This window comes from Streptomyces echinatus (genome assembly GCF_014203595.1).
Classification (GTDB): domain Bacteria; phylum Actinomycetota; class Actinomycetes; order Streptomycetales; family Streptomycetaceae; genus Streptomyces; species Streptomyces echinatus.
Window position 1 is genome coordinate 279,606 of the sequence record NZ_JACHJK010000011.1, and the last position, 26,003, is coordinate 305,608.

The 26,003-nt window shown below is 71.6% G+C and carries 26 protein-coding genes; 7 read left to right on the forward strand and 19 right to left on the reverse strand.

Translation table 11 applies throughout. The features are described 5' to 3' along the window. Window positions 1–54: 54 nt before the first annotated feature. Together FHS34_RS28540 and FHS34_RS28545 are read right to left on the reverse strand one after the other, a co-directional pair. Window positions 55–549, reverse strand: coding sequence for a cupin domain-containing protein (locus FHS34_RS28540; RefSeq protein ID WP_184970567.1), 495 nt, complete (start codon window positions 547–549; stop codon window positions 55–57). Between the two features lie 25 nt (window positions 550–574). Beyond that, entirely contained in the window at window positions 575–946 is a 372-nt protein-coding gene (locus FHS34_RS28545; RefSeq protein ID WP_184970569.1) for a DUF4267 domain-containing protein, read from the reverse strand. Between the two features lie 86 nt (window positions 947–1,032). Here FHS34_RS28545 and FHS34_RS28550 point away from each other — a divergent pair, with 86 nt between their 5' ends. Next, complete coding sequence (locus tag FHS34_RS28550; protein ID WP_184970571.1) at window positions 1,033–1,611, forward strand: TetR/AcrR family transcriptional regulator; 579 nt, start codon at window positions 1,033–1,035, stop codon at window positions 1,609–1,611. 132 nt (window positions 1,612–1,743) lie between these two features. Here the strand turns inward: FHS34_RS28550 and FHS34_RS28555 are convergent, their stop codons facing one another. The 5 genes from FHS34_RS28555 to FHS34_RS28575 form a co-directional block, all read right to left on the reverse strand. Beyond that, window positions 1,744–3,984: a putative bifunctional diguanylate cyclase/phosphodiesterase gene (locus FHS34_RS28555; RefSeq protein WP_184970573.1), complete on the reverse strand. Its 2,241-nt coding sequence runs from the start codon at window positions 3,982–3,984 to the stop codon at window positions 1,744–1,746. Between the two features lie 259 nt (window positions 3,985–4,243). Beyond that, entirely contained in the window at window positions 4,244–6,442 is a 2,199-nt protein-coding gene (ligA, locus tag FHS34_RS28560; protein ID WP_184970575.1) for an NAD-dependent DNA ligase LigA, read from the reverse strand. Window positions 6,443–6,457: 15 nt separating this feature from the next. Continuing rightward, complete coding sequence (locus tag FHS34_RS28565; RefSeq protein WP_184970578.1) at window positions 6,458–7,465, reverse strand: methionine synthase; 1,008 nt, start codon at window positions 7,463–7,465, stop codon at window positions 6,458–6,460. 30 nt (window positions 7,466–7,495) lie between these two features. Further along, window positions 7,496–8,194 (reverse strand): SDR family oxidoreductase, encoded by a 699-nt coding sequence (locus FHS34_RS28570; RefSeq protein ID WP_184970580.1) that lies wholly within the window; start codon window positions 8,192–8,194, stop codon window positions 7,496–7,498. A 7-nt stretch (window positions 8,195–8,201) separates the two neighbouring features. After that, complete coding sequence (locus FHS34_RS28575; RefSeq protein ID WP_184970582.1) at window positions 8,202–8,741, reverse strand: LOG family protein; 540 nt, start codon at window positions 8,739–8,741, stop codon at window positions 8,202–8,204. Between the two features lie 65 nt (window positions 8,742–8,806). Here FHS34_RS28575 and FHS34_RS28580 point away from each other — a divergent pair, with 65 nt between their 5' ends. Together FHS34_RS28580 and FHS34_RS28585 are read left to right on the forward strand one after the other, a co-directional pair. Then, window positions 8,807–9,130 (forward strand): DUF427 domain-containing protein, encoded by a 324-nt coding sequence (locus FHS34_RS28580; protein WP_184970584.1) that lies wholly within the window; start codon window positions 8,807–8,809, stop codon window positions 9,128–9,130. A gap of 37 nt (window positions 9,131–9,167) precedes the next feature. Next, on the forward strand, window positions 9,168–9,950 hold the full coding sequence (locus tag FHS34_RS28585; protein WP_184970586.1) for an alpha/beta fold hydrolase: 783 nt from the start codon (window positions 9,168–9,170) through the stop codon (window positions 9,948–9,950). Between the two features lie 16 nt (window positions 9,951–9,966). Here FHS34_RS28585 and mnmA read toward each other — a convergent pair whose 3' ends face one another. After that, window positions 9,967–11,094: a tRNA 2-thiouridine(34) synthase MnmA gene (gene mnmA, locus FHS34_RS28590; RefSeq protein WP_184970588.1), complete on the reverse strand. Its 1,128-nt coding sequence runs from the start codon at window positions 11,092–11,094 to the stop codon at window positions 9,967–9,969. Between the two features lie 60 nt (window positions 11,095–11,154). On the opposite strand from mnmA, the gene FHS34_RS28595 reads away from it, so the two are divergent. Further along, entirely contained in the window at window positions 11,155–11,814 is a 660-nt protein-coding gene (locus FHS34_RS28595; protein ID WP_184970590.1) for an N-acetylmuramoyl-L-alanine amidase, read from the forward strand. Window positions 11,815–11,898: 84 nt separating this feature from the next. Here the strand turns inward: FHS34_RS28595 and FHS34_RS28600 are convergent, their stop codons facing one another. The 3 genes from FHS34_RS28600 to FHS34_RS28610 all read right to left on the reverse strand — a co-directional run bounded on the left by FHS34_RS28600 (window position 11,899) and on the right by FHS34_RS28610 (window position 13,679). Next, window positions 11,899–13,068 (reverse strand): cysteine desulfurase family protein, encoded by a 1,170-nt coding sequence (locus FHS34_RS28600; RefSeq protein WP_184970592.1) that lies wholly within the window; start codon window positions 13,066–13,068, stop codon window positions 11,899–11,901. A 100-nt stretch (window positions 13,069–13,168) separates the two neighbouring features. After that, the gene (locus FHS34_RS28605; RefSeq protein WP_184970594.1) at window positions 13,169–13,447 is read right to left on the reverse strand and encodes a DUF4190 domain-containing protein; all 279 of its coding nucleotides are present in this window, start codon (window positions 13,445–13,447) and stop codon (window positions 13,169–13,171) included. Between the two features lie 64 nt (window positions 13,448–13,511). Next, window positions 13,512–13,679, reverse strand: coding sequence for a hypothetical protein (locus FHS34_RS28610; RefSeq protein ID WP_184970596.1), 168 nt, complete (start codon window positions 13,677–13,679; stop codon window positions 13,512–13,514). Window positions 13,680–13,824: 145 nt separating this feature from the next. On the opposite strand from FHS34_RS28610, the gene FHS34_RS28615 reads away from it, so the two are divergent. Beyond that, window positions 13,825–14,451, forward strand: a complete 627-nt coding sequence (locus FHS34_RS28615; protein ID WP_184970598.1) for a TetR family transcriptional regulator — start codon at window positions 13,825–13,827, stop codon at window positions 14,449–14,451. Between the two features lie 47 nt (window positions 14,452–14,498). Here FHS34_RS28615 and FHS34_RS28620 read toward each other — a convergent pair whose 3' ends face one another. Further along, entirely contained in the window at window positions 14,499–15,476 is a 978-nt protein-coding gene (locus tag FHS34_RS28620) for a helix-turn-helix transcriptional regulator (RefSeq protein WP_184970600.1), read from the reverse strand. 105 nt (window positions 15,477–15,581) lie between these two features. Here FHS34_RS28620 and FHS34_RS28625 point away from each other — a divergent pair, with 105 nt between their 5' ends. Then, the gene (locus tag FHS34_RS28625; protein WP_184970602.1) at window positions 15,582–16,181 is read left to right on the forward strand and encodes a TIGR03086 family metal-binding protein; all 600 of its coding nucleotides are present in this window, start codon (window positions 15,582–15,584) and stop codon (window positions 16,179–16,181) included. Here FHS34_RS28625 and FHS34_RS28630 read toward each other — a convergent pair. Next, the gene (locus tag FHS34_RS28630) at window positions 16,168–17,028 is read right to left on the reverse strand and encodes a thioesterase family protein (RefSeq protein WP_184970604.1); all 861 of its coding nucleotides are present in this window, start codon (window positions 17,026–17,028) and stop codon (window positions 16,168–16,170) included. The two genes, FHS34_RS28625 and FHS34_RS28630, sit on opposite strands and share 14 nt — an antisense overlap. A gap of 153 nt (window positions 17,029–17,181) precedes the next feature. On the opposite strand from FHS34_RS28630, the gene FHS34_RS28635 reads away from it, so the two are divergent. After that, window positions 17,182–18,429 carry an alpha/beta hydrolase gene (locus FHS34_RS28635; RefSeq protein ID WP_184970606.1) on the forward strand — a complete coding sequence of 416 codons (1,248 nt, stop codon included), beginning with the start codon at window positions 17,182–17,184 and terminating at the stop codon, window positions 18,427–18,429. Here the strand turns inward: FHS34_RS28635 and FHS34_RS28640 are convergent. The 6 genes from FHS34_RS28640 to FHS34_RS28665 form a co-directional block, all read right to left on the reverse strand. After that, window positions 18,338–18,997, reverse strand: coding sequence for a trimeric intracellular cation channel family protein (locus FHS34_RS28640; RefSeq protein ID WP_184970608.1), 660 nt, complete (start codon window positions 18,995–18,997; stop codon window positions 18,338–18,340). The two genes, FHS34_RS28635 and FHS34_RS28640, sit on opposite strands and share 92 nt — an antisense overlap. Before the next feature lie 47 nt (window positions 18,998–19,044). Further along, window positions 19,045–20,436, reverse strand: a complete 1,392-nt coding sequence (locus tag FHS34_RS28645) for a M1 family metallopeptidase (RefSeq protein WP_184970610.1) — start codon at window positions 20,434–20,436, stop codon at window positions 19,045–19,047. Window positions 20,437–20,536: 100 nt separating this feature from the next. Continuing rightward, complete coding sequence (locus FHS34_RS28650; RefSeq protein ID WP_184970612.1) at window positions 20,537–22,084, reverse strand: ABC transporter ATP-binding protein; 1,548 nt, start codon at window positions 22,082–22,084, stop codon at window positions 20,537–20,539. After that, the gene (locus FHS34_RS28655) at window positions 22,081–23,175 is read right to left on the reverse strand and encodes an ABC transporter ATP-binding protein (protein WP_184970614.1); all 1,095 of its coding nucleotides are present in this window, start codon (window positions 23,173–23,175) and stop codon (window positions 22,081–22,083) included. The genes FHS34_RS28650 and FHS34_RS28655 overlap by 4 nt, the downstream gene beginning before the upstream one ends. Next, window positions 23,172–24,179, reverse strand: a complete 1,008-nt coding sequence (locus tag FHS34_RS28660) for an ABC transporter permease (protein WP_184970616.1) — start codon at window positions 24,177–24,179, stop codon at window positions 23,172–23,174. Before FHS34_RS28660 ends, FHS34_RS28655 begins: the two co-directional genes overlap by 4 nt. A gap of 72 nt (window positions 24,180–24,251) precedes the next feature. Then, on the reverse strand, window positions 24,252–26,003 hold the full coding sequence (locus FHS34_RS28665; RefSeq protein ID WP_443732465.1) for an ABC transporter substrate-binding protein: 1,752 nt from the start codon (window positions 26,001–26,003) through the stop codon (window positions 24,252–24,254).

The window sequence follows — 26,003 nt, forward strand, 5'->3', positions numbered from 1 at the left end:
TGCCCGTGAAACGGTTTCCCCGGGCACCGTCCTCACCCGTGGTTCACGGGCGGCTCACCGGTGGCGGCCGTCCCACGTCTCGCTCTTCAGGAAGTGGTTGTCGTACAGCTCCTGGACCTCCAGCAGGCTCTCCGGGGTGGCCTCGCCGAGGCGGATGCGCTGGAGGTGGCGGAAGTACTCGAAGCGCTCGACGCCCGGGGCGATGACGATGAGCAGGTCGGCGGTGCTGCCGGGCGCGGCGGCGAAGGCGTGCGGCCGGTCCGGCGGGACGATGATCAGGTCGCCGCGCGCGGCGGTGACGATGTCGTCGCCGGAGAGGACCTCGGCCTCGCCGTCGAGCAGGAAGAACATCTCGGCCGAGTTGTGGTGGACGTGCGGGCGGGCGCCGTCGGCACCCTCGGCGAGGGTGACCCGCACGGTGGACAGCGCGCCGCCGCTGGCGCTGCTGTCGGCCAGCAGCCTGACTCCGACCGGAGCACCGCCGAGGACCTCGGCCTCGGCGTCCCGGACCAGTACGGTCTCGTCGAACCGGGGCACGAACAGCGACATGGTGGATTCCCCCTAACAGGTGTCGTCAGACCGCGAAGAGCAGTCCGGCGCTGATCAGCACAACGATCGCGGTGGCGAAGTGGATCCCGAAGGCGACGGCTTTCGCGCCGCCGTTCCGCAGGACTATCAGAGTGTCGAAGAGCGGCACCAGTGCCACGCAGACCATGAACCAGGCCTCGGCCCGGGCTCCCGCGAAGGCGAGCAGGGCGAGCCCCATGACACCGAAGGTGCCGTCCCGGAGGCCCTTGACCGACAGGTAGGCGCGGGCGTCTCCGCGCGGGTCGGCCGGGACGCCGTAGCCGGCCGCGGCGGGGCCGGGCTGGAACCGGAACCGGTAGCCGAGGAACACGCAGAACAGGTCGAGCAGGACGGCCAGGATGTACGCGGTGACGGTCATGTCTCTCTCCTCGCTAGCAACGCTAGGGACAGGAGCGAAGCTAGCAGAGCGTCGACAGATTGGCTAGCGACGCTAGAATCTTTGTCATGTCGATCCAGACGCGCCGGGAGCGCGAACGAGCTAAACGCGAGCGGCTGATCGTCACGGCCGCACGGGAACTGGCGGAGACCGAGGGCTGGGCGGCGGTGACGACGCGGAGACTGGCCGCCGAGATCGAGTACAGCCAGCCGGTCCTCTACAGCCACTTCAAGGGCAAGGAGGCGATCATGGCGGCGGTCGCGGTGCAGGGCTGCGCCGACCTGGCGGTGGAGCTGCGGCAGGCCCGCGCGGCGGCCCCGGGTGTACGGGAGGAGCTGGCGGCGGTGGCGGGGACGTACACGTCCTTCGCTCGGCGCAGGCCCGCCCTCTACGACGCGATGTTCACGCATCTGGTGCCCCTGCCGTTCGCCACGGAGGAGGCGCCGGCACCGCTGCGCGAGGCGTTCGGCCAGCTGCTGGCCGTCGTGGAGCCGATCGCGTCCGGGGGCGAGGACCCGGGCCTGCTCACGGAGACGTTCTGGGCGGCGCTGCACGGCCTGGCGACGCTGATGCGGAGCGGACGGCTGCCGGAGTCTGCGCACGAGACACGTCTGGCTCTGCTGATCGGCCACTTCACGGGCGGCTGAGCACCCCGGAGGACACCGCCCGGGCGATCGGGCGGGGCGGGCGGCGGGCGGCGGGCAGCGGGCAGCGGGCAGCGGGCAGCGGGCAGCGGGCAGCGGGCAGCGGGCGGGCGAACGACCGGGCGGCCGGGAGAGCTACTCGGCGGCGGGCAGCGCGGCGGGCGGACGCTGCCACCCGCGGGAGCCTCGCGCCAGCAGCCATGCGGTCGCCTCCTCGGGAGGCATCGCCGCGGCGACCAGCCACCCCTGGACCGCGTCACAGCCCAGGTCCCGCAGCCGCTCCCAGGTCTCGTCGTCCTCCACGCCCTCGGCCACGACGAGCAGGCCCAGCGAATGGGCCAGGTCGACGGTGCAGCGCACGATCTCGGCGTCCTCGGCGTCGACGGCCAGCCGGGCCACGAAGGAACGGTCGATCTTCAGCTCGCTGACGGGCAGCCGCCGCAGATTCACCAGGGACGAGTACCCGGTGCCGAAGTCGTCCAGGGACATCTTCACGCCGTGCCCGGTGAGCCCGGCGAGGGTGTCGGCGGCCCGCTGCGGATCCTCCAGCAGCACGTGTTCCGTTATCTCCAGCTGGAGCGCCCCGGCGGGAACGCCGTGCCGGGCCAGCCGCGCGGCGACGGAGCCGGCGAAGCCGGGCGTGTGGACGTCACGCGGGGAGACGTTGACGGCGACCGGCACCCGCAGGCCCTGCGCGCGCCACCGGGCGACCTGGCCGAGGGCCGTCTCCAGCACGTACTCGGTGAGGTGGGGCATCAGCCCGGAGGACTCGGCTATCGCTATGAACTCGTCAGGAGGAACCTTCCCGCGCTCGGGATGCACCCAGCGCACCAGCGCCTCCAGGCCGGCGACCTGACCGTCGAAGCGGACCTTGGGCTGGTAGTGGAGTTGCACCTCGTGCGCGTCCAGGGCACGGCGCAGGTCGCCCAGCAGGCCGAGGCGGTCCGGGGTGTTGGAGTCCCGCTTGGACTCGTACACCTCGACGCCCGTGCGGTCCCTCTTCGCCTGGTACATCGCGACGTCGGCGCGGCGCAGCAGCCCTTCGGCGTCCAGCGCGTGGTCGGGGAAGACGGCGACGCCGGCGCTGGCCTCCAGGACGAGGGTGAGCCCGTCCAGGTCGAGCGGGGAGCTGAGGGCGGCGACGAGGCCGCGGGCGACACGGGTGGCCGACGTGGTGGAGTCGGCGACGGGGAGTAAGACGGCGAACTCGTCACCGCCGAGCCGGGCGGCCTCGGCGCCGCGCGGCAGGGCGAGCCGCAGCCGGTCGGCTATCTGGAGCAGCAGCCGGTCGCCGGCCAGATGGCCGAGCGTGTCGTTCACCGACCGGAAACGGTCGAGGTCGATCAGCATGAGCGCGGAGCGGGCTCCGATGCGTTCGGCGTCGTCCAGGGCGGTCCAGATCCGCTCCAGCAGCCACTGCCGGTTGGGCAGCCCGGTCAGCGGGTCGCGCAGCTGTTCCTCGGCGCGGGCGCGGGCCATCCACAGCGTGGAGTCCAGGGCGATGAGCGGGATCGCGAACAGCGGGAGCAGCACCGGCTGGGCGTCGGCGACGACGCACAGCAGGGGCGCGATACCGAGCAGGGCGACGGCGACCAGTCCCTGCCTGACCAGGGCGGTGCGAGCGACGGTGGGCACGCCGCCGGGCGGGGCGTGCAGATACCACAGCAGGCCGCGGCTGACGGCGAGATAGGCGACCGCGACCAGGACGACCTCGGGGACGGTGGCGACGGTCCAGCTGTCGGGCCGCCAGGGCTCCTCCACGCTCGGGACCCGGCCGAACGCGCCGAGCAGCAGGGCCCCGACGGCGATGCCGAGGATGTCCACCGCGCCGTGCAGCACGCCCTGGCGCCAGTGGTGCCGGCGGGCGATGCCGACCAGGACGACGACGGTGAGGCTGACCAGGCCGGCCGGCACCCAGCCGTACAGCAGCAGGGCGGCGAGGGTGAGGGCGGCGCCCGATCCGGTGCCGCCCCACCAGCGGGCGCGGCCCAGCATCACGAGGTGGCCGACGATGACGCCGGTGAGCATGGCCAGCGCCCAGCCGACCGTGCCACCGGGGAAGAGGGCGTGGTGGCCGGCGTAGGCGCGGTAGAAGCCGGCGCCCAGGACGAATCCCGCCGCGGCGACGACGACCGCGGGCGGCGCCGGCCAGGACAGGTGCCGGTCGGTGTCGGTGCCGTCGGTGAGTCCGGGGCCGGTCGCGACGGCCGGTGGCAGGGCGGTCGGGGTCTCGGCGGCGGCGCCCGGACCGGCGGAGCGCGTCTGCCCGCCCCGGCGCCCGTCGGCCCGCCCGGTCCACCGGTACCCGCGCCACGCGCCCGCGCGGCGGCGCAGGCGCAGCCGTGAGTCCGGGGCGACGCTCTCGGTCGGTTCCATTCCCGTCCCTCTCACAGCCGGCGGTGCCCACGCCACGCGGCCCGATGCCCGACAACCATCAGTGGCTCCGCGTCGAAGAAACCCTCCCCGGGCCACTGGAGGGCACGGAGATGCCCCAGCCGCAGCTGGGCACGGCAGGCGCACACCTCAACAGTAGGCCGCGGAAGGCTTCCACGGGCAGCGGTCTCCGACGGTTGCCCGAATGCGCCCGGGCCACCCGTATGCAACTGATATGCGCCGATCGGGTGGCCTTCAACCGCTACTCCCCGGTCGGAAGCGCGACTTCGGCCGCCGCTTCGGGGCCCTGCTCCAAAAGGACGCCGAAACCGTCCTCGTTCAGAACGGGCACCTTCAGCTGCATGGCCTTGTCGTACTTCGATCCCGGGTTGTCACCCACGACGACGAACGAGGTCTTCTTCGACACCGAACCGGTCACCTTCGCGCCCTGTCCCTCCAGTGCCTCCTTGGCGCCGTCCCGGGTGAAGTTCTCCAGCGTGCCGGTGACGACGACGGTCAGCCCCTCCAGCGGACGCGGCCCCTCGTCCGCGCCGGTCGCCTCCTCCTCCAGCGGGACTCCCGCGGCCTTCCACTTGCGGATGATCTCGCGGTGCCAGTCCTCGGCGAACCACTCCTTGAGCGCGGCGGCGATGATCGGGCCGACGCCGCCGGTGGCCGCCAGCTCCTCCTCGGTGGCCTGTTCGATGCGGTCGACGGAGCGGAACTCGCGGGCGAGGGCCTGCGCGGCCACCGGTCCCACGTGGCGGATGGACAGCCCGTTCAGGAAGCGGGCGAGCGGACGGGTCTTGGCCTCCTCGATGTTCGCCAGCAGGGCGAGGGTGTTCTTCTTCGGCTCACCCTTCTGGTTGGCGAAGACCGTGACGACCTTCTCCTCACCGGTCTTGGGGTCGCGCTTGGGCAGGCCGCTGTCGGGGTCGAGGACATACGCCTTGATCGGCAGCAGCTTCTCCACCGTCAGGTCGAACAGGTCGCCCTCGTCCACCAGCGGCGGCTCGGCCGGCTCCAGCGGACGGGTGAGCGCGGCGGCGGCCACGGCGCCGAAGTGCTCGATGTCCAGGCACTCGCGGCCCGCCAGGTACGAGACACGCTCCCGCAACTGGGCCGGGCACGTGCGGGCGTTGGGGCAGCGGAGGTCGATGTCGCCCTCCTTCATGGGCCGCAGCGCCGTGCCGCACTCGGGGCACTCGCCCGGCATCACGAACTCCCGCACGGCGTCGTCGTCCCGCAGGTCGACCACCGGGCCGAGGATCTCCGGGATGACGTCACCGGCCTTGCGGATGACCACCGTGTCGCCGATGAGCACGCCCTTGGCCTTGACGACCTCCTGGTTGTGCAGGGTGGCGAACTCCACCTCGCTGCCCGCGACCGTGACCGGTTCGACCTGGGCGTACGGAGTGACGCGGCCCGTGCGGCCGACGCCCACCTTGATGTCGACGAGCTTGGTGTTGACCTCCTCCGGCGCGTACTTGTAGGCGATCGCCCAGCGGGGAGCCCGCGCGGTGGAGCCGAGCCGCCCCTGGAGGCGGATCTCGTCCAGCTTGACCACGACACCGTCGATCTCGTGCTCGACCGAGTGCCGGTTCTCGCCGTAGTACGCGATGAACTTCCGTACGCCGTCGAGGTCGTCGACCACGCGGTTGTGCCGGGAGGTGGGCAGGCCCCAGGTCTTGAGCAGGTCGTACGCCTGGGAGAGGCGGGTCATCCCCGTGTAGCCCTCCAGGGCGCCGATGCCGTGGACGACCATGTGCAGCGGACGGGTGGCGGTGACCCTCGGGTCCTTCTGGCGCAGCGAACCGGCGGCGGCGTTGCGCGGGTTGGCGAAGGGCTTGTCGCCGGCCGCGACCAGGCGTTCGTTCAGTTCGAGGAACCTCTCCATCGGGAAGTAGACCTCGCCGCGGATCTCCACCAGGTCCGGGACCTCGTCGCCCTGGAGGCGGTCCGGGATCTCCGCGATCGTGCGGACGTTCGGCGTGATGTCCTCGCCGGTGCGGCCGTCGCCGCGGGTGGCCGCGCGGGTGAGGCGGCCGTGCTCGTAGGTGAGGTTGACCGCCAGGCCGTCCACCTTCAGCTCGCACAGGAAGTGGTACTTCTGGTCGCCCAGTTCCCTGGCGATGCGGTCGGCCCAGGCGGCCAGGTCGTCGTCGTTGAAGGTGTTGTCGAGCGACAGCATGCGCTGGCGGTGCTCGACCGCCGTGAACTCCGTCGCGTACGACCCCGCGACCTTCTGGGTGGGCGAGTCCGGGGTGCGCAGCTCCGGATGCTCCTCCTCCAGGGCCTCCAGAGTCTTCAGGAGCTTGTCGAACTCGGCGTCGCTGATGACCGGAGCGTCCTTCACGTAGTACCGGAAGCGGTGCTCCTCGATCTGCTCAGCGAGCTGCGCGTGCCTGTCACGTGCCTCGGCGGGCACTGCCGTCTCCGCCTGCTGCTTGTCGCCGGCCACCGTGTTGTCCTCCCGTTACTCAGGGTTGTCCGCGAGAGATCTCGCCGCCCGGGCGCAGTGGGCGAGCGCCTGGCGTGTGTAGCCGGGGGAAGCGCCCGCCAGACCGCACGCCGGGGTCACCGTGACCGCGTCCGCGAGCAGCCCCGGATGCAGCCCCAGCCTGCGCCACAGCGTCCTGACACCCCTGACGCTACCGGCAGGGTCCGACAATGGGCCGTCCGTGCCCGGCACGACACCGGTGAACAGCCGCGTGCCGGCCTCGACGGCCTCGCCGATCGCGTCGTCGTCACGCTCGGTGAGCAGCGTGAAGTCGAAGGAGACGGCTGCCGCTCCGGCCCGCCGCAGCAGGGCGAACGGCACGTCGGGGGCGCAGGAGTGGACGACGACGGGTCCGTCGCCGTGGGCCGCGACGACGTCCCGCAGCGTCGACTCCACGAGCTGCCGGTCCACGGCGCGGTGTGTGCGGTAGCCGCTGGCGGTGCGGACCTGGCCGCGCAGGACGGCGGTGAGGGAGGGCTCGTCGAGCTGCAGGACGAGCCGGGCGCCCGGGACGCGGCGCCGCACCTCGGCCAGGTGCAGCCGCAGTCCCTCGACGAGCGAGGCGGCGAGGTCCCGGCACGCGCCGGGGTCCGACAGGGCGGCCTCGCCGTTGCGCAGCTCCAGGGCGGAGGCCAGCGTCCAGGGCCCGACGGCCTGCACCTTCAGGTCGCCCTCGTAGCCCTGGGTGAACTCCTCCAGGGCGTCCAGGTCCTCGCCCAGCCAGGACCGCGCCCGCTTGGTGTCCCGGCCCGGCCGGTCCCCGATGCGCCATCCGCTGGGCTCCACGCGCGCGTACAGCTCGACCAGCATCCCGGCGGTGCGGCCGATCATGTCGGCGCCGGGTCCGCGCGCGGGCAGCTCCGGGAGGAAGGGGAAGTCCTCGAAGGACCCGGTGGCGGTCTTGGCGGCCTCACGGGCGTCACCGCCGGGCAGCGACCCGACCCCGGTGGCCCCGGCGAACCTGAACTGGCTGTTTTCGCTCACCGGGGAAGCCTACGGAACCTCTCGGCCGGGTCAGCGCCCCGGCCGTACCGTCAGGTCGTTGACCTCCGCGTCCGCCGGCAGGTCCAGGGCCATCAGGATCGTCGTGGCGACCGACTCGGGGTCGATCCACTTCGACGCGTCGTACTCCTTGCCCTCCTGCTGGTGCACCTTGGCCTGCATGGGGCTGGCGGTGCGGCCGGGGTAGACCGAGGTGACGCGGATGCCGGCCGCGTGCTCCTCCTGGCGCAGGGAGTCGGCGAGGGCCTTCAGGCCGTGCTTGGAGGCGGCGTACGCGGACCAGCCGGCGTGGGCGTTGAGGCCGGAGCCGGAGTTGACGAAGACCACATGGCCACGGGCCGCCCGGAGCTGCGGCAGGAAGTGCCGGGTCAGCTCGGCGGGGGCGATCAGGTTGACGTTCAGCTGGTGGCGCCAGGACTTCGGGGTCAGGTCGCCGACGTCGCCGAGGTCCACGACCCCGGCGATGTGCAGCAGGGAGTCCACCCGGTCCGGGAGGCTCTGGTGGGAGAACGCCCAGGACAGCTTGTCCGGGTCGGCGAGGTCGCCGACCAGGGTGCGCGCGCCGGGGAACCCGGCGGCCAGCTCCTTCGCGCGGCCCGCGTCGCGCGCGTGCAGCACGAGTTCGTCCCCGCGCGCGTGCAGCCGGCGGGCCACGGCCGCGCCGATGCCGGAACCGGCCCCGGTGATCACATGAGTAGCCATGACCGCCATGCTCGCATCAATGCGCGGCGGTCTGCTCCTCGAGGTGGGCCAGCGCCCCGGCCGGCTCGTCCGCGAAGAAGACCAGCTCGGCCAGCGGGCGGGGCAGGAAGCCCTCGGCCTCCATGCGGCGGAACTGCTCGCGCAGGCCGTCGTAGAAGCCCGCCGTGTTCAGCAGCACGACCGGCTTCTCGGTGCGGCCGTGCTTCTTCAGCTCCAGGATCTCGGTGGCCTCGTCCAGCGTGCCGGTGCCGCCGACCATGATCACCACGGCGTCCGCCTTCTCCAGCAGCAGCTTCTTGCGTTCGGCGAGGTCGGCCGCGATGACCATCTCGTCGGCGCCGGGCCGCGCCTTGTTCGCGAGGAACTCCACGGAGACGCCCAGCAGCCTGCCGCCCGCCTCCTGCACACCGTCGGCGACCACCTTCATCAGACCGCTGTCGGAACCGCCCCAGACCAGGGTGTGGCCGGCCTTGCCGATCAGTTCCGCGAACTCGCGCGCGGGGCGCGTGTAACGCTCGTCGAGGTCGGCGGCGGACAGGAAGACGCAGATGTTCATGGTCTCTACCGTACGGTCCCCCCTCCGGCCGGGAAGAAGCGCGGCTCCCCGGGTGCTGATCCGGTATGAGCCAAGGACACACGATCACGATCGACAAGAGCGAGCGGCACGTGCGCGTGGTGCACGGCGGCCAGGTGCTCGCGGAGACCGACCGCCCCCTTCAGCTGCGCGAGACCGGCTGTCCGGTGCGGTACTACATCCCGGCCGAGGACGTGCGCCTCGATCTGCTGACGCCCTCCGACACGCACACGGTCTGCCCCTTCAAGGGAACGGCGTCCTACTGGTCGCTGCCGGACGCGCCCGACCTCGTCTGGGCCTACCCGGATCCGAAGCCCGGCGTGGCCGAGATCAAGGACCACTACTGCTTCTACGAACCCGACGTGTCGTGACCGATGAGTGCTGTGCCGTGCGGCAGTCTGCACGGGCATGGACAAGAAGACGACTTCCCGTGACGGCACCTCCCTCGCGTACACGGTGACCGGCCAGGGGCCCACGGTGATCCTGGTGAGCGGCGCGATGTCCACCGGCGGCACCGTGGCTCCCCTGGCGCAGCGCCTCGCGGACCGCTGCACGGCCGTCGTCCACGACCGCCGGGGCCGCGGCGAGAGCGGCGACACGGCGCCGTACGCGGTCGCCCGTGAGGTCGAGGACCTGGCCGCGCTGATCGACGCGGTCGGCGGCGACGCGGCGCTGTTCGGGGTCTCCTCGGGCGGCGCGCTGGTCCTGCACGCGGCGGCGAGCGGGCTGCCGGTGCGCCGGGCCGCGGTGTACGAGGTGCCGTACGCCGACCATCTGGAGGGCGGTGCCGCGCGGGAGGCCGCCTACAAGGAGCAGCTGGGCAAGGCGCTCGGGGAGGGCCGGCGCGGGGACGCGGTGGAGCTGTTCCTGCGCCTGACGGGCCTGGGCGAGGAGATGATCCGGGGCGCCCGTCAGTCCCCGATGTGGGCCGGCATGGAGGCCGTCGCGCCGAGTCTCGCGTACGACGACGCGGTCATGGGCGACGGACTGCTCCCCCGGGACCTGCTCGCCGGGATCGCCGTGCCCGTGCTCTCGGTCGCGGGCGGCGCGAGCCCCGAGTGGATGCGCACGGCGTCCCGGGAGGTCGCGGACACCGTGCCCCAGGGCACGCACCGGGTCCTGGAGGGCCAGACCCACATGGTGGAACCGGACGTGCTGGGGCCGGTGCTGGCGGAGTTCTTCGCGGGGTGAGGCGACCCGCGCCGGGTCAGACCGCCGCCGTCGCGCGCGTGGTGGACGCGATCGTCGCCGAGCCCACCACGCGCGTGCCGTCGTACAGCACGATCGCCTGGCCGGGGGCGACCCCGCGGACCGGCTCGGTGAAGGCCACGCGCAGCTCGCCGTCGACCGGCTCGGCGGTCACCTCGGTCTCGCCGCCGTGGGCGCGCAGCTGGGCGGTGTAGGTGCCGGGGCCGGTGGGGGCGCTGCCGCACCAGCGGGGCTTGATCGCGGTGAGGGCGGTGACGTCCAGGGCGGCGGCGGGGCCGACGGTGACCGTGTTGGAGACCGGGGAGATGTCGAGGACGTAGCGGGGCTTGCCGTCCGGGGCCGGGGTGCCGATCCGGAGCCCCTTGCGCTGGCCGATGGTGAAGCCGTACGCGCCGTCGTGCGTGCCCAGCCTGGCGCCGGACTCGTCCACGATGTCGCCCTCGGCCTTGCCGAGCCGCTTGGCCAGGAAGCCCTGGGTGTCGCCGTCGGCGATGAAGCAGATGTCGTGCGAGTCGGGCTTCTTGGCGACGGCCAGGCCCCGGCGCTCGGCCTCCGCGCGGATCTCCTCCTTGGTGGTGACCGTGTCGCCGAGCGGGAACATCGCGTGCGCGAGCTGCTTCTCGTCCAGCACGCCGAGGACGTACGACTGGTCCTTGGCCATGTCTGAGGCGCGGTGCAGCTCGCGGGAGCCGTCCTCGTTCACGATCACCTGGGCGTAGTGGCCGGTGCAGACGGCGTCGAAGCCGAGGGCCAGCGCCTTGTCCAGCAGCGCGGCGAACTTGATCTTCTCGTTGCAGCGCAGGCACGGGTTCGGGGTGCGGCCGGCCTCGTACTCGGCGATGAAGTCCTCGACGACGTCCTCGCGGAAACGGTCGGCGAGGTCCCAGACGTAGAACGGGATGCCGATGACGTCGGCCGCGCGGCGGGCGTCGCGCGAGTCCTCGATGGTGCAACAACCCCGCGCGCCGGTACGGAAGGACTGCGGGTTCGCGGAGAGCGCGAGGTGGACGCCGGTGACGTCGTGGCCTGCTTCCGCGGCACGCGCGGCGGCGACGGCGGAGTCGACTCCGCCGGACATGGCGGCGAGGACGCGGAGGGGGCGGGGGCGCTGCGGGGTGTCAGTCATAGCCCTTCCAGGGTACGGGGGTGCGGGAACCTGGTCCGACGGATATCCGTTGACGATCACATGGGGGCGACGACAGAGGTGACGGCGAAGGACGGCGACCGGCGGCTGGGGCGGCGGGCCCTGCTCGTCGGCGGGGCCGCGGCCGCGCTGGGCACGGCCGTGCTGGCCCGCGAGGAGCTGTCCCGTCTGTGGTGGCGGCTGCCGGGGGTGGACAAGCCGCGGGTGGCGGGCGTGGTGGACTTCCGGGGCGCGCGCTGGGTGGCGGCCTCGCCGGCGAACTACCGGCGGGCGGACCGGCCGGCCGACTATCCGGTCGACCGGGTCGTCATCCATGTCACGCAGGGCGGCTACGCGTCGGCGGTCAAGGTCTTCCAGGACCCGGCGCACGGGGCGGCGGCGCACTACATCGTGCGCGGGGACGGCCGGGTCACCCAGCTGATCCGGGAGCTGGACGTCGCCTTCCACGCGGGCAACCGGGAGTACAACGAGCGCAGTGTCGGCATCGAGCACGAGGGCTTCGTGGAGAAGGCCGACTCCTTCACCGACGCGATGTACGCCTCCTCGGCGCGGCTGACGGCGGCGATATGCGGGCGGTACGGCATACCGGTGGACCGCGAGCACGTCATCGGGCACGTGGAGGTGCCGGGGACCGACCACACGGATCCGGGGCCGCACTGGGACTGGGACCGGTATCTGCGGCTGGTACGGCGGTCCGGCTGACCGGGCGCGGCACCCGGACCGCCCCGGCCGCCTCCACGACCGCCTGACGGCCGACCGGCGTCGGCGTCCGGCGTCCGGCGGACGCTACGTCAGGCCCGCCGCCCGGGCCCGTTCCACCGCGGGGCCGATGGCCTTCGCCACCGCCTCGACGTCCGCCTCCGTCGAGGTGTGGCCGAGGGAGAAGCGCAGGGTGCCGCGGGCCAGGTCCGGGTCGGTGCCGGTGGCGAGGAGGACATGGCTGGGCTGGGCGACGCCCGCGGTGCAGGCGGAGCCGGTGGAGCACTCGATGCCCTGGGCGTCCAGCAGGAGCAGCAGGGAGTCGCCCTCGCAGCCGGGGAAGGTGAAGTGGGCGTTGGCCGGGAGCCGGCCGCCGGGAGCCGGGTCGCCGCCGAGGATCGCGTCCGGTACGGCGCCGCGCACGGCGTCGACCAGCTGGTCGCGCAGGGCTCCGATCTCGCGCGCGAACCACTCGCGCTGCTCGTCCGCGAGCCGGCCGGCGACGGCGAAGGAGGCCACGGCCGGGACGTCGAGCGTGCCGGAGCGCACGTGCCGCTCCTGGCCGCCGCCGTGCAGGACCGGGACGGGGGTGTACTCGCGGCCGAGGATGAGGGCGCCGATGCCGTACGGGCCGCCGATCTTGTGGCCCGACACCGTCATCGCCGCCAGGCCCGAGGCCTCGAAGCCGACCGGCACCTGGCCGAACGCCTGGACCGCGTCGGCGTGCAGCGGTACTCCGAACTCGGCGGCGGCATCGGCGAGTTCACGGACCGGCATGACCGTGCCGATCTCGTTGTTGGCCCACATCACGGTGGCCAGGGCGACGTCGTCGGGGTTGCGGGCGATGGCCTCGCGCAGCGCCTCGGGGTGGACCCGGCCGTAGGAGTCGACGGGGAGGTACTCCACGGTGGCGCCCTCGTGTTCGCCGAGCCAGTGCACGGCGTCCAGCACGGCGTGGTGCTCGACGGGGCTGGACAGGACGCGGGTGCGGGCCGGTTCGGCGTCGTGACGGGACCAGTACAGGCCCTTGACGGCCAGGTTGTCGGCCTCGGTGCCGCCCGAGGTGAAGACGACCTCGCTGGGGCGGGCGCCCAGTGCCTCCGCGAGGGTCTCGCGGGATTCCTCGACCGTACGACGGGCCTGCCGACCGGACGCGTGGAGGGAGGAGGCGTTGCCCGTGATGCTCAGCTGGGCGGTGAGCGCCTCTGCCGCCTCCGGGAGCATCGGGGTGGTCGCGGCGTGGTCGAGGTAAGCCATGGTGAGGTGATTCTACGGCTCCCCCGCGGCCGGACCTCGGCCGCATGCGGGTGCCGTCGGCCCGGGGCCCTCGCCCGGGCCGCGCCCGGGGGCGGCTCCGTCACAGGCTCCAGGAGACCGTCCCCGACAGCTCCATCGCCGTCACCAGGACCACCAGGTCGGCGATGCCCAGGGTCAGGCCCAGGAAGGCGCGGCCCGGGCGCGTCGTGTCGCGCCAGAGGGCGACCACGGCGAGCACGATGGCGATCGGGCCGAGGAAGAGGTTGAGGACGAGCAGGCCGAGGAGGCCGAGGATGAAGGACGCGACGGCCATGCCGTCGGCGTCGCGGGTGCGGGGACGGAGGTCGGTGCGGCCGGTGGCCGGTGCGATGAGATGCATGATGCTCAGCTCCTGAGGTCCTTTCCTGTCCTGCGGTCGGGTCGGCCGGGGTGCGCTCCCGCGGTCAGTCGACCGAGGTGCGCCGGCGGCGGGCGTGGCGCTCGCGCAGTGCGAAGACGCCTAGCCAGACGGCGATGACGGCGGCCAGCAGGCCGGTGACGGTCAGCGGCACGTGGGCGACGGTGCCCAGCGCGACGCCGAGCAGCATGAGTGCGGCGACGAGGAACAGCATGGGATCGGATCCCCCCTCCGGGATGCCTCGTGTTCAGCCTGTGTGAAGTTTCGGTGAACAGTTGTAGTAACAGTTGTTCACTGACTTCGAGTCTAGCGCCCCCGACGGCTTTTCAATTCCAGAGAACAGTTGTTAACTGGATGACATGAGTCACACCCTCGGAATCCGCCAGGCCCAGAAGCAGAAGACCCGGCAGGCCTTCCTCGACGCGGCGCTCACCCTGCTGGAGGAGCAGAGCCTGAGCAGCCTGGGGCTGCGCGAGGTCACCCGGGCCGTCGGTGTCGCCCCGACCGCCTTCTACCGGCACTTCCGCTCGACCGCCGACCTCGGCGTGGCCCTGGTCGACGAGGCGCTGGGCAGCCTCCATCCGATGGTGCGCACGACGGTGTCCACGACGGGCGACAGCGAGGAGCGCATCGCGCGCGCCGTCGAGCTGATCGCCGGTCACGTGGCCACGCACCCCGCGCACGTCCGCTTCATCGCGCGCGAGCGGCACGGCGGGGTCCAGCCGGTGCGCGAGGCCATCCGCGCCCAGTTGCAGCGGTTCGCCGAGGAGGTGAAGGCCGAGCTGGCCAAGGACCCGGAGGCGGCGGGCTGGAGCGACGACGACCTGCTGATGCTCGCGCACCTGTACGTCGACCAGATGCTCATCACCGCCTCGCTGTTCCTGGAGGCGCTGGAAGCCCCGGAGGAGGAGCGGGAGCGGGTGACCCAGCTCGCCACCCGCCAGCTGCGGCTCATCACCATCGGCCGCGGCCACTGGCTCGACTGAACCGGCCCCGGCGGCATGCCTGCCCGCCGCGCCGCCCGCCCGCGCCCTCAGCCGCCGGCCGGGTCCGCGTCCCGGTACAGGGCGGTGACGGAACGGGCCGCAGCCAGCAGTTCGGCGCGTGCCTCGGGCGGGTCCAGGAGTTCCACCCGGTCGGAGAACGCGAGGAGTTGGCGCACCGCCCGGAGCACCGGGTAGGTCAGCCGCGCGGTGACCCACTCGCTCTCGCCGTCGTCGTCGGGCAGAGCCGTCAGCTGGGCGGCGGCCATCCGCCGGAACATGTCGAGCAGGTCGCGCGGCACCCGTACGGTCACCTCGATCCCGCCCTCCCGCTCCTCCACCTGCCGGCGCAACACCTCCCAGACGTCGGCGAGCTCGGCCCCGGCCCTGCGGCGTACCGGCTCGTCCAGCGGACGGGCCGCCTCCACCCGGTCCACGCGGAACAGCCGCGGCCGGCCGCCCCGGTCGGCGACCAGGTACCAGACCCCGGCCTTGGCGACCAGGCCGTACGGATCCACGGTGTACGTCCGCCGCTGACGTTCCCCGCTGTGCCGGTACCGCAGCCTGAGCCGCCGGTCGCAGAACACCGCGTCCTGGAGCACCTCCAGGTCGACGGCCTGCCCCGGGCCGCTCTTCCAGCGGGTGGCGTCCACCAGGATGCGGCGGCTGGTCACCTCGGCGGCGGGACGGTGCGGCGCCGGCAGCGCGGCCATCACCTTGCGCAGGGCCGAGCCGAGGGCCGCGTCGAGACCGAGCGCGGCGTGGGCGCCCTGCGCGGCCAGGATGAACAGCGCCCGCGACTCGTCGGTGGTCAGCCCCGTGACGTCGGTGCGGAAACCGGCGAGGAGTTCGATGCCGCCGTGCCGGCCGCGCTCGGCGTACACCGGGACTCCGGCGGCGGACAGCGCCTCGACGTCCCGGTAGATGGTGCGGACCGACACCTCCAGCCGTTCGGCGAGTTCGGGCGCGGGGACGCGGCCCCGGGTCTGCAGGAGCAGCAGGATCGACAGGAGTCGGCCGGATTTCACCCGCCCACGGTCCACCGTTCGGCGCCGGCCGCGCAAATGCTGACGGCACCTGTCAGGTTATCCGGCCATCCTGCCCCTACCGATCACCGGCAGAGAGGCACATCCATGACCAGCAACGGCTTCGTCGACCCCCGCCCCGTCTACACGCGGGCCACCGAGCAGGCGGCGGCCGTCATCCGGACCGTACGGCCCGAGCAGCTCGAACGGCCGACTCCCTGCGCCGAGTTCGACGTGCGGGGCCTGCTCGGCCACATCGTCGGCGGCACCCGGCGGATCGCGGTCGTCGGCGAGGGCGGCGACGGACTCGCGGTGCCGCCCACCACCGAGGGAGTCGCGGACGACGGCTGGGCGGCGGCCTACGACGAGGTGCGCGTCCGTGCCCTGAAGGCATGGGCGGGCGACGACCGGATGACGTCCCCGGTGCGCGTGCCCTGGGGCGAGGTCCCGGGTCACGCGGCCCTGTCGGGTTACGTCATGGAGATCGTCACCCACACCTGGGACCTGGCCGAGGCCCTCGGGCACCCCCTCGGGCTCGACCCGGACCTGGCAGAGTTCGCCCTCGCCACCGCGCGCGCGGTGCTGCCCGACTCCCGGCCGCGCGACGAGCAGACCCCCTTCGCCGTCCGGCGCGAGGCGCCCGAGGGGGCCGGTGTCTACGAGCGGCTGGCGGCCTGGCTGGGGCGCGAGCCGCTCAGCCGAGCCTGACCCGGGCCAGCTGACGGGACTGCGCGACCAGCCGGTCCTCGCTGTCCCAGACCTCGGCGTCCTCCTCCAGGAAGCCGCCGGCCAGGTTGCGGGTGGTGATCGACACCCGCAGCGGGCCGGGGGCCGGGCGGTGGCGGACGTGGACGGTGAGCTCCACCGTGGGCACCCAGCCCATGAGGCCGATCTCGAAGGCGGTGGGCGGGAGCGCGTCCACCGTCAGGAGCAGCGACAGCGGGTCGGCGTCGCGGCCGTCGGCGAGGCCGAACCAGGCGCGCATCTCGCCCTTGCCGGACGGTGCCCCGAGCGCCCAGCCCAGGGTGGCGGGGTCGAGCTTGAGCTTCAGCCGGTCGGTGATGGCGGAGCTGCCCGGGATCGGGGCGGGCGAGTCGTCCGGGCCGAAACACTGCTCCAGCGGCGGGATCGACGGCGGGACGGCGGTCGTGCGCACGTCGTCGGGGAGGGCGGTGAGGTCGCCGTAGGAGGCGAGGACGCGGATGCGCTCGACCTCGTTGCCCTCGTCGTCGTACTGGAAGAGCGAGGCCTGGCCGGTGGAGAGGCTGCGGCCGGCGCGCACGGTCTCGGTGCGGACGACCGCCGGGCCGGGCTGGGACGCGGTCAGGTAGTGCGCGGAGACGGTGAACGGGTCCGGGTGCGGCAGGGCGTCCGCGAGGGCCCGGCCGAGCACGGCCAGCAGGTAGCCGCCGTTGACGGCGTTGATGATGGTCCAGCCGGCCGAGAGGTCGATGTCGTAGACGCCGGGCTCGCGCCGGGTGACCGCCGTATCACGGTCGAACTCGCTGTCGCCGATCATGGCCCGCCGGGCGGGGGCGGTAGCTGCTTCTGGCATGCGTGAACGGTACAGCAGACAATTACTAAGCGGTAGCTTTTTAGGTTGCGGGCGGATGACATGATCTTCCCTCCGGGTGAGAGTCCGGCAATTTCTCGGTAAGTGTCCGTACATGTCCCCGCCCCCGGGCCCGCGATCTCCCTCTATGGGGACATGAGCCTCACCGGGACTCCGTTCCTCTGCACGACCGTCGTGCTGGCCGTGGTCGCCGTCATACTGCCGCTCGTCCTGTGGTCGCGGACGCCCGGGCCGAAGCCCCTGCGGGCCGCGGCCCGGCTGCTGATGCTGCTGTTCGCCCAGGGCACGGCCGTGACGCTGGTCTTCGTGCTGGTCAACGACCGGAACAGCCTCTACGACGACTGGGCCGACCTGCTGGGCACCGCCGGTCACGTCCAGCGGGCCGCCGACCTCGGCCGGGACGGCACCGGCGGCATCGCGGTGAAACGGCTGCCCAGGGTCCGGCAGACCTTCACGGCCGCCGGCGGAGCCGGCATGCGCGCGGCCGGCGCGGTGCGCGTCACCCAGCTCAGGGGCCGGGTCTCCGGGGTGAACGCCGAGGTCTACGTCTGGCTGCCGCCGCAGTACGACGACCCGGCCCACCGGCACCGGAAGTTCCCGGTGGTGGAGCTGCTGCCGGGCTATCCGGGTTCCGCGAGGGCCTGGTTCGAGGCGATGCGGGCCCCCGAGCAACTGCTGCCCCTGATGACGAGCGGCGAGGTGGCGCCGTTCATCCTGGTCGCCCCGCGCACCAATCTGCTGGCCGCCGTGGACACCGGCTGCGCCAACGTCCCCGGCCAGGTAAACGCCGACAGCTGGCTCAGCGTCGACGTGCCGAAGATGGTCATGGACAACTTCCGGGCCCAGCCGGCCCCCCGCGGCTGGGCGACGGCCGGCTACTCGGCGGGCGCGCACTGCGCGGTCAAGCTGGCCGTGGCGCACCCCGACCGGTACCGGGCCGCGGTGAGCCTGTCCGGCTACAACGACCCGATCGGCGAGCGCAGCTCCCTGGCCGCCCAGACCCCCGCCCTGCGCGCCGCGAACAACCCCTATCTGCTGCTGCGCAAGGCGGCCGTACCGCCCCCGGTCGCGCTGTACCTCTCCGGCGAGTCCGGCGACGGGTACCAGGCGGGCATGGCCCTGGAGTCCGTCGCCAGGGCGCCCACCACCGTGCGCGTGGTGCCCCTGCCGCCCGGCGCGGGCGGGCACACCATGACGCTGTGGCGTCCGCAGGTCGGCACCGCCTTCCACTGGCTGACCCTGCAGATGGGCCAGAGCCGCGCCAAGGGGCGCGACACCTCCGTCGCCGGGCCTACTCCTCGGTCACCGTCGAGCGCCGGTTCCAGGCACGCGGCGCTCGCCAGTGGAACCGCATCGCGAGCAGCCGCAGCACGAAGGCCGTGACGACCGCGAGCCCGCTGGTGAACGGGGTCAGCGTGTCGTAGTGGATGCACAGCACCACCATCGTGGCGCCGACGATCGCCGGGACCGCATACAGGTCGCGGTCCCAGCGCAGCAGCGAGGGCACCTCGTTGGCCAGCACGTCCCGCAGCACACCGCCGCCCACGGCGGTGGCGAGGCCCAGGGTCGCCGAGGCGGTCAGGTTGAGGCCGTAGCTGTACGCCTTCGTCGTACCGCTGACACAGAACAGGCCGAGGCCGGCCGCGTCGAAGACGAGCACTCCCGTCTGGATCCGCTCCACGTGCGGATGCAGGAAGAAGACGACGAGCGCGGCGATCAGCGGGGTCAGGAAATAACCGAGGTCCGTGAAGGCGGCCGGGGGTACGGCTCCGATGACCAGGTCGCGGAACAGCCCCCCGCCCAGCGCGGTGACCTCGGCGAGGACGGCGATACCGAAGACGTCGAAGTTCTTCCGGACGGCCAGCAGGGCGCCGGAGATCGCGAACACGAAGATGCCGACGACATCGAGCGTGTGCTGGACGGAGGGACTGAAGAGTTGCTGGAGCTGCACCCTGACATTCTCACCTGTCAGGAGGCGTGAACCTTACAAAGCCAGGCTCACAGGGTGGGCTTCCCTGCCGTGAACAGCCAGGTGTCGAAGAGATCGTCCAGCTGCTGCCCGCTCACCCGCTCGGCCAGGCGGATGAAGTCGTCGGTGTCGGCGTTGCCGTACCGGTGCAGCTTCGTCCAGGCCGGCAGCAGCCTGAAGAAGGCGGGGTCTCCGATCCGCTCGCGCAGCATCTGGAGCGTCATCGCGCCGCGCTGGTAGACGGCGGAGGCGAACATCGTGTCGCGCTGCGGGTCGGCCGGCTTGATCTGCCAGAAGGCGGAGTCGGCCGGGCGGGAGTCGTAGCCGGCGCGGAAGGAGTCGTGGGCGGAGCGGGTGCCCTGGTGCTCGGCCCACAGCCACTGGGCGTAGGTGGCGAATCCCTCGTTGAGCCAGATGTCCTTCCACTGGGCCACGCTCACCGAGTCGCCGAACCACTGGTGGGCCAGCTCGTGCACGATGGTCGACTCGCTGCGCACGGCCGAGTAGGCGGGCTTGCTCTGCACCTCCAGCGAGAACCCGGCCTCGGGCATGTCGTCGACGATCGCGCCGGTCTCCTCGAAGGGGTAGGGCCCGAAGACCTGCGACCAGTAGTCGGTGGCGGCGGCGGTGACGGCGTACACGTCGACGGTGCTGCCGTTCTTCAGCACGGGGTCGACCGCGACGTAGATCGGGGTGCCGCCCGGGGTCCGCCCGGTGCGCACGTCGAACTTGCCGATGGTGGCGGTGGCGAGGTACGTGGCCATCGGCCGGCTCTCCCGCCAGTGGGTGTACGTGGAGCCGTGCCTGTCGTACGTCGACACGAGCCGGCCGTTGGAGACGGCGGTCAGGCCCTTCGGCGCCTTGATCCGGATGTCGTACGTGGCCTTGTCGGCGGGGTGGTCGCTGGACGGGAACCAGGTGGAGGCGGCGTTGGGCTCGCAGGCGACGAAGACGCCGTCGCCGGTCTTCATCCAGCCGTAACTGGAGCCGAACACGATCGGCCCGCCGAGGGCTTCGGGGACGCCTCCGTAGACGACGGAGACGGTGAAGGTGCGGCCCTTGCGCAGGGCGTCGCGCGGGGTGACGGTGATCTCGTCGCCGTCGCGGGTGAACCGGGCCCGTCTGCCGTCGACCTCGACGCGCGTGACCTCCAGCTGCTGCAGGTCGAGGTCGAAGGAGGAGAGGTTCTGGGTCGCCCGCGCCCGCAGGGTCGTACGGCCGTCCAGGCGACCGGTGTCGGGGGTGTAGGCGATGTCCAGGTCGTAGTGACGGGCGTCGAAGCCGCCGTTGCCCAGCCGGGGGAAGTAGGGGTCGCCGATGCCGGGGGCGCCCGCGGTGGGGGCGGGGGCGGCGGCGATGAGGAGGAAGGAAGCCGCCGCGGTGGCGAGGACTCCTGAACGTGCCGAACGGGAGAGTGCCATGAATCGTCCCTTTCGAGCGTGTACCGATCAGTGGTCGGACACGGACGACTCTGCACTCCCCCGCTCGGGCATGTACATGACTTTGCCCAGTTGTCATGTGCTACTTGTCGGTTGACTCCTGGGAGTCGGTGCCGGCCTGACGGTCCGTCTCCTCGGCGGCGGCCTCCGGCTCCTCGGCGGGAGCGTCGGCCTCGGCCGCGGGGGCGGCGGGTTCCTCGGCGGGCTCGGCAGGCTCGGCGGCCTCGGGGGCGGCCTTCCCTGTCGAGGGCTTGCCGGTCGAGGGCTTGCCGGTCGAGGTCTTCGCGCCGGGGCCGGTCTTCTCGCCGGCCTCCTCCGCCGCGGCGGCCTCCTCGGCCGCCACCTCCTCGGCGAGCGTCACCTCCTCGGCCTCCGAAGCCTTCTCGGGCTCCGACGCCTTCTCCGCCACCGGCTTCTTCTCGGCGTCCGAAGCCTTCTCGGGCTCCGGCTTCTTCTCGGTCACCGGAGCCTTCTCGGCCACCGAAGCTTCCTCGGCCGAACCGTCGGCGGCGTCCGGCACCAGTTCCGACGCCTTCTTCGCCGCCGACAGCAGGACCGTGTCCTGCGGCGCCTGGTCGGCGAAGTTCTCCGGGTGGTGGCACGCGACCCGCTGACCCGGCTTCAGCTCCACGAGCTGCGGCTCGGTCGTCTTGCAGATCTGCGTCGCCTTCCAGCACCGGGTGTGGAACCGGCAGCCGGACGGCGGCGCGATCGGCGAGGGCACGTCGCCGCGCAGCAGGATCCGCTCGTTCTTCTGGCCCCGGCGCTTGGTGTCCGGCACCGGCACCGCCGACATCAGCGCCTTGGTGTACGGGTGCATCGGCGACTCGTACAGCGAGGTGCGGTCGGCCAGCTCGACGATCTTGCCGAGGTACATCACCGCGATCCGGTCCGAGACGTGCCGGACGACCGAGAGGTCGTGCGCGATGATCACGTAGGTGAGGCCGAGTTCCTGCTGGAGGTCGTCCATGAGGTTGACGACCTGCGCCTGGATCGACACGTCCAGCGCGGAGACCGGCTCGTCCGCCACGACCAGCTTCGGCTTCAGGGCGAGCGCGCGGGCGATGCCGATGCGCTGGCGCTGACCGCCGGAGAACTCGTGCGGGTAGCGGTTGTAGTGCTCGGGGCTGAGGCCGACCAGTTCGAGGAGCCGCTGGACCTCCTTCTTCACCCCGCCCTCCGGCTCGACGCCCTGGAGCCGGAAGGGCGCCGAGACGATCGAGCCGATGGTGTGGCGGGGGTTCAGGGAGCCGTACGGATCCTGGAAGATCATCTGGATGTCGCGGCGCAGCGGGCGCATCTGCCCGGTGCTCAGCCGCGTGATGTCCCGGCCCTCGAAGGTGATCCTGCCGCCGGTCGGGTCCTGGAGGCGGGTGATGACCCGGCCCATGGTCGACTTGCCGCAGCCCGACTCGCCGACGACGCCCAGGGTCTCGCCCTTGCGCACCTCGAAGTCGATGCCGTCGACGGCCTTCACGGCGCCGACCTGGCGCTGCAGGATGCCCTTCTTGATCGGGAAGTGCTTGGTCAGTCCCTCGACCTTCAGCAGCACGTCACGCTCTTCGGGGGCCGACGCCTGCTTCGGGACCGCGGCCTCGGCGACGGTGTCCGTCTTCTTGGTCTCACTCACAGCTTCGGCGCAATCTCTTCGGTCCAGATCCGCTCACGGTCCTCTGCCGAGAGGTGACAGGCGGACCAGTGCCCGGTGCTCACCTGCTCCAGCTCGGGGCGCACCGTGCGGGTGACATTCCCCTTGGGGACGTCCGCGTACGGGCAGCGCGGGTGGAAGGCGCAGCCCGAGGGGACGTTGATGAGGCTCGGCGGGGAGCCCTTGACCGGGATGAGCCGTTCGGAGGTCTCGCGGTCGATGCGGGGCATCGAGCCGAGCAGGCCCCAGGTGTAGGGGTGCTGCGGCTGCTCGAAGACCTCGCCGGCCGAACCGCGCTCCACGCACCGGCCGCCGTACATCACGAGGACGTCGTCGGCGATCTCGGCGACCACACCGAGGTCGTGGGTGATCATGATGACCGCGGAGCCGAACTCCTTCTGCAGGTCCCGGATCAGGTCGAGGATCTGCGCCTGGACGGTCACGTCGAGGGCGGTGGTCGGCTCGTCCGCGATGAGCAGCTCGGGGTTGTTCACCAGCGCCATGGCGATCATGGCGCGCTGGCGCATACCGCCGGAGAACTCGTGCGGGTAGCCGTCGACGCGCTTGGCCGGCTCGGGGATACCGACGCGGTCGAGCATCTCGATGGCCCGGGCGCGGGCGACCTTCTTGCTCACCTTGTGGTGGACCCGGTAGGCCTCCACGATCTGGTCGCCGACCTTGTAGTACGGGTGCATCGCGGACAGCGGGTCCTGGAAGATCATCGCCATCTCCCGGCCGCGGAGCTTGCGCACCTCGTCCGGGGAGGCGGAGACCAGTTCCTGGCCGTCCAGCCAGATCTCGCCGGACATACGCACGTTCTTGCCGCGGGTGCCGAGCCGGTGCAGGCCCATGATGGCCTGCGAGGTCACCGACTTGCCGGAGCCGGACTCGCCGACGATGGCGAGGGTCCGGCCCTTCTCCAGCGAGAAGCTGAGCCCGTCGACGGACTTGACCACGCCGTCGTCGGTCGGGAAGTGCACCTTGAGGTCGCGGACCTCCAGGAAGGCTTCGGGCGCCTGGCGGCCGGAGGTGGGCTCGCCCACTGCGGCGCCGGTCTTGGAGAGTTCGGTCACGAGAGCCTCACCCGCGGGTCGGCGGCGGCGTAGAGCACGTCCACCACAAGATTTGCGATCACGACGAAGGAAGCGGCGAGCAGGGTGACGCCGAGGATCTTGGGCAGGTCGTTGTCGGTGATGCCCTGCACCGCGTACTGGCCGATGCCGGGCAGTGAGAAGACGTACTCCGTGATCACGGCACCGCCGAGCAGCAGGCCGATGTCCATGCCGAAGACCGTGATGATCGGGGTGAGGGCGGCGCGCAGACCGTGCCGGGTGACGACGGTGCGCTCCCGCAGCCCCTTGGCGCGGGCCGTGCGGATGAAGTCCTCGTTCATCGTCTCCAGCATGCCCGAGCGGGTCAGCCGCGCGTAGATGGCGGAGTACAGGAGGGCCAGCGAACACCACGCCGGGAAGAGGGTGTTGGCCCACTGCGCCGGGTTCTCGGTGAACGGGACGTAGGTGCGGCCGAAGATCGGCAGCTTGACGGTGAAGAGCAGGAGCGCCAGGTTGCCCGTGAAGAACATGGGCAGCGAGACGCCGGAGAGCGCGATACCCATGAAGGCGCGGTCGTAGACCGAGCGCGGCTTCAGCGCGGAGATCACACCGGCCACCACGCCGGAGACCAGCCACAGCACGGCGGCGCCCACGGCGAGCGAGAGGGTGATGGGGATACGGGAGGTGAGCTCCGGCCAGACCGCCTGGTGGTTCTTGAAGGAGTAGCCGAAGCACGGTGCGTCGCAGTGCACCGTGGTGGGGCCGAGGTCATAGCTGGCGCCGGCCACGATCCCCTTGATGAAGTGCCAGTACTGGACGTAGACAGGCTGGTCCAGACCGAGGTTGTGCTTGACGGCGTCGATGTCCGCCTGCGACGGGCTCTTGCCGATGTACTGCTGCGCCAGCTGGTCCGCTGTCTGGCCGGCGAGCCGTGGCAGCAGGAAGAAGATGGCGAAGGTGACCGCGGAGACGACCAGCAGCAGGATCACTGCCGCGAACGTCCGGCGGAGGATGTACGAGATCACGGGGACCGGCGCTGGTGCCCGCGGGCCGCGAAGCCCGCGGGCACCAATGCCTTCACCTGCCTTCCGGGGCTGCTACTTCGACGCGACGCCGATGTTGAGGTAGTCGTACTGACCGCTGAAGGCCGCCGTGGAAACCAGGTTGGTGTAGGTCGTCGGGCGGCCCAGCAGGACCTTGAAGTAGGTCAGCGGGACCAGGACGGCGTCGTCCATGGTCTTCTTGTCGATCTGGGTGTAGAGGCTGTTGCGCTCGTTGTTGTCCTGAGTGCCGATCGCCTTCGCCAGCAGGGCGTTGACGTCCTTGCTGTCGTACTGCGACAGGTTGGTGTTACCGGACTGGCTGATCGCCTTGCCGTTCAGGATCTGCTGCAGGAAGCCGTAGCCGGAGGGCCAGTCGGCGCCCCACTGCATCATCTCCAGGCCGATGTTCTGCTTCTTGGTGAACTTCGGCACGCCCGCGTAGTCGGTGAAGTACTTGCCGGACGGGTACTGCTTGAGGCTGGCGTTGATGCCGACCTTCTTCAGCGAGTTGATGATCGCCGTGGCCGCGTCGATCTCCTGCGGACGGTCCGACCGCGCCGAGATGTTGGTCGAGATCGAGGTCTTGCCGCAGGCCTTCAGCTGCTCCTTGGCCTTGGCGACGTCACCCTTGCTGTCCTTGGTCGCGTAGACGTCGGACTTGGCGTAGCCCGGGATGTCCGGGGGCAGCACCGTGGAGGCGATGTCGCCGCGGATCGGGCCGCCCTCGGCGGTCTGCACCGAGACCTTGTCGACGGCGTACTGCACGGCCTTGCGGCACTCGAGCTTGTCGAACGGCGCGACCGTGGTGTTGATCGCCATGTAGACGAGACGGCCACCGAAGGTGTTGTCCGTGTTCGCCTTCTTGGCGGGGTCGGTGAGCACCTGGGCCTGCGTCGCCGCCTGGACACCGGTACCGGCCAGGTCGATGGCCTTGCCGGCCATGACGTCCTGGTCGATGGTCTCCGGGTTGACCTTCAGCTTGACGACGATCTTGTCCGGCAGCTGCTTGCGCAGCGGGTCGGTCTTGGCGTCCCAGTTCTCGTTGCGCACGAGCACGGCCTGCTTGCCGTCCTCGTAGCTCTGGAACTTGTAGGAGCCCGACGACACGATGTGCTTGACGTAGTCGACGCCCGTGTCCTTGGCCTGGGGCACCGGGGCCGTCTGCGGGGCGGCGACCAGGTAGTCGAACTCCTGGAAGGCCTGCTTCAGGTGGAAGACGACGGTGGTGTCGTCCGGCGTCTCGATGGAGGACAGGCCCTTGGCGCTCTTGTCCTTGTACGGGCCCTTGTACTTGTCGCCGCCGGCCATGAACTGCTGGAAGTAGTTCGGGCCGAGGGAGAGCACGTCACGCGCGAAGTTGGAACGCTCGACGGCGTACTTGACGTCCTTCGAGGTGATCGGCGAGCCGTCCTCGTACTTCAGGCCGGAACGCAGCTTGTACGTCCAGGTCTTGCCGCCGTCGCTCGGGACGCCCTTGCTCGCCGCGAGGTCCGGGACCAGGGTGTTGCCCTCTTCGCCGGCGCCGGGCTGGAAGGTCATCAGCGGGCGGGCCCACAGCCGGCTGAGGTTGTACATGTACGCGTAGTACGTGTTGCCCGGGTCGAAGGAGTCCGGGACGTCGGACATCTCGTAGGTGAGCGTCCCGCCCTTCTTGTCCGACGCGTTCACGACGCCCTTGGTCGCGGCGTTGGCCCCGGCCGACTTGGTGCCGTTCTCGTTCTTGTTGTCATCGGCCTTGCTGCAACCCGCAAGAAACAGGCTGGCGGTGCCGATGGCCGCGATCGCGGCCAGCGCTGACCTTCGCAT